Origin of the sequence: Romboutsia sp., assembly GCF_035470145.1 — a bacterium.
Lineage (GTDB): Bacteria > Bacillota > Clostridia > Peptostreptococcales > Peptostreptococcaceae > Romboutsia_D.
Map to the genome: position 1 here is coordinate 1 of NZ_DATIRC010000137.1, position 3,089 is coordinate 3,089.

At 28.3% G+C, this 3,089-nt stretch carries 3 protein-coding genes; 2 read left to right on the top strand and 1 reads right to left on the bottom strand.

Annotation, left to right across the window (positions count from 1 at the left end):
* A partial coding sequence (locus VLM92_RS05485; protein ID WP_325275348.1) for a DUF4153 domain-containing protein occupies positions 1 to 1,570 on the top strand: 1,570 nt, incomplete at its 5' end.
* Positions 1,571 to 1,695: 125 nt separating this feature from the next.
* On the opposite strand, the gene VLM92_RS05490 is transcribed toward VLM92_RS05485, so the two are convergent.
* The gene (locus VLM92_RS05490) at positions 1,696 to 1,848 is read right to left on the bottom strand and encodes a hypothetical protein (RefSeq protein ID WP_325275349.1); all 153 of its coding nucleotides are present in this window, start codon (positions 1,846 to 1,848) and stop codon (positions 1,696 to 1,698) included.
* A gap of 422 nt (positions 1,849 to 2,270) precedes the next feature.
* On the opposite strand from VLM92_RS05490, the gene VLM92_RS05495 reads away from it, so the two are divergent.
* The coding region (locus VLM92_RS05495) for a hypothetical protein (RefSeq protein ID WP_325275350.1) at positions 2,271 to 3,089 on the top strand (819 nt) is incomplete at its 3' end.

The window sequence follows — 3,089 nt, forward strand, 5'->3', positions numbered from 1 at the left end:
ATTAAGCTTAGCTATAGATGTTTTTTTCGAAGGAAACACAAATATCAAAAAATATACTCAAATTCTATCATATGTAGGTATAGCGATTCTTTTAATTGTCTATTATCTATTATTTTTAAGAAATGTAGAAATGGAGTCAATGACAAGGTATGTGGCATATACAATTGCTTTTTATTTGCTTTTTAGTATTATACCATATTTTAGAAGAAAGAAAAATTATGAGCTTTATGTAATTAAATTATGTACACGATTCATTATTACATATTTATACTCTGCAATTCTTTATGCAGGTCTTGCCGCTATACTAGCGACTATAAATTTACTTTTTGATGCAGATATATCTGGTAAATTCTTTGCTGACATGGCTTTTATAGTAGGAGGAATTTTTGCTCCAGCATTTTTTTTAGCTGATGTTCCAAGAAGAGGAGAGGAAGCTTCTTTTGAAAGCTATCCTAAAGTATTGAGTGTTTTACTACAGTTTATAATTCTTCCATTGCTTTCGATATACACGATTATTTTATACAGCTATTTCGGAAAACTTATTGTAACAAGACATTTGCCACAAGGGGTTATTGGTAATTTAGTTCTTTGGTACTCTATAGTAAGTACTATTGTTCTTTTTTTAATATATCCATTAAGAAAAGTAAGCCCATGGATTAGAACTTTTATAACTATTTTTCCAAAGGCTATTGTTCCATTGCTTACCATGCTGTTTGTTGCCATAGGAATAAGAGTCAATGCCTATGGGATAAAAGAAAGTAGATATTTTGTATTAGTAGTTGGAACATGGGTAACTTGGGTTATGATTTATTATGCAGTTAAGAAAGATGTTACAAATATTTTTTTATCTACATCTTTGGCTATAATAGCATTTTTATCTGTTACAGGACCTTGGAGTGCTTACTCAATTTCACAAATTAGTCAAAATAAACGATTTGATCAAATAGTAAGACAATATGAGATGATCGATAAAACTGGAAGCATTAAAAGTCCAAAGAAAGAATTTGTAGAATCAGATAAAAAGAAAGTCAGTGGCATAATTATATACTTTAATCAATATCACGACCTAAAGAATATAAAATACCTTCCCAAAAACTTTGAAACTAGCGATATGAAAAGCTTATTTGGTTTTGATTTAATAGATGAAGGCCGAGGGTTTTATGGAAACGGAGAGTATTTTGACCATTACTTAGATAGGGAAAGAAATTTAATTGATATTAAGGACTTTGATTATTTTGCAGAATACGAGATTTATGACCCTGAAAAATTCCAACAGGTGAATGGAGATTATACAATTACCTGTGATAATAATAAAAAAGAGATTTTTATTAAATATAAAGGTCAAATTATATATAGGAATGAATTAGAGAAGTTAGTAGCTGAGATTCATCACAAGAATAGAGGAAATAATAGTCCAAAAGAGGAAGAGATGACCTTTAAAGATGAAAATCAGGATATTAAAATTCAAATTGTATTTAAAAATATTAATGGCTCTGAAAATAAACACACAGATGAGGTAAATGTTGAAGGAATGAGCTTTTATACTTTTATAAAATTTAAAACAAAGTAAGAAGAGAAAAAAATTCTCCATGAACTTGCACAAGTAGTATGTATAAGAAAGTAGGATTTAACATTGCATAAAAATACCTTTTCTATTAAGAGAAAAGGTATTTTTGTTATATTTATCCAAATCACCTAATAAAGTATTGATCCAGAAACATTGGCTATTGCTATTTGAAAGGCTTTGATACCTACACCTATATTATCTACAACAGCATTGCTACTTGTATCAATTACAGATACAGTATTAGAATCGCTATTTGCAACATAAGCAAATTTTCCAATCAATTCTTTTTAGATTTATACTTGAAAATAATCTATTATTAGGATTATAGGAAGTCGCTTGAATCTGGCTACAAAAGCTATAATAAAAAGGACAGAACATACAATGAGGAAACAACATTTTTTCGCCCCTTCTTTAAAAATATTATCTTAATATTAAAATATGATTCCACCAAAAGAAAGTGAGTTGTTTGCCTCAAGTAATACATGTATCAAAAGGGTTAAATATATATGGTGGATGTGAAGAGTGAGAATATTTAATAGTTTTAGGTACAGGCACGTGTATATATTTAAACGAATATGATGTAATAAATTTATTTATATACACCAAAATGCCGTTTCCTATAGATATTTTTCGGTTTGTTTAGCAGGTAGTGATGAAATAGATTATGTTTTGCATGAATTTACACTAAAGGAGTTAGAAAAACATGAATGATTTTTTTAGGGGTTATATTCCATATTATTATTTTCAATATCAACTATTTAAAACTTACTCTAATAAAGACCAATTTAAATGTAAAAGAGATACTCTAAGAATGCTTTTAAGATTAAATCAACAAGAATATAATGAAAAATATTTTAGGCCTTCAAAGTTTCCAGCAATCAATATAAAAGATTTGGATGAGATCATTTTGAAATACTCTAAAGATGATTCAACAGAAATTTCACTTCCACCAGATTTAATAGATACTTCTGAAAATACAATTATAAACTTTTTTAGTATTTTAAGGGAGGCAAATCAGGGAGCACATGCTGAAGTTGGTTGCGGAACAATTGGAATGGAAAAGTTACCTTACCCAATTGCGTATCAATTTTTATCAAAGGATTTGCAAAGTCAAATATCATATGAGCAATTTTTAAAGCTTTATAATAATATATTTCATATTAATTTAATTAAAATGGTTAAGCTTCCTGAGAAAAATCACCAAAATGATGTTATTACTTTTTTAGTTGAGTTTGAAACCATTCAAGGAACTTGCTTTTGTTATTACTACGGATACTATACAGTACAAAAAGAAAACGGCCAATATAAAATTAAAAACTTTGAATTTTTTCAAGAAGATTTTTTGTGTGCTCCTTATCATTACTGGCAACATAATGCAGAAATGAAGGTTGAGATAATGTATGGAAATTGGTGCAAGTTGATAAAAAAGCAATATCCTACAGAAATAGAAGGATTTTTAAAGAAAATTTTAATCGATGGGATGGACGGAAATACGTATTTATTTACCTTTGTCGAGCTAACA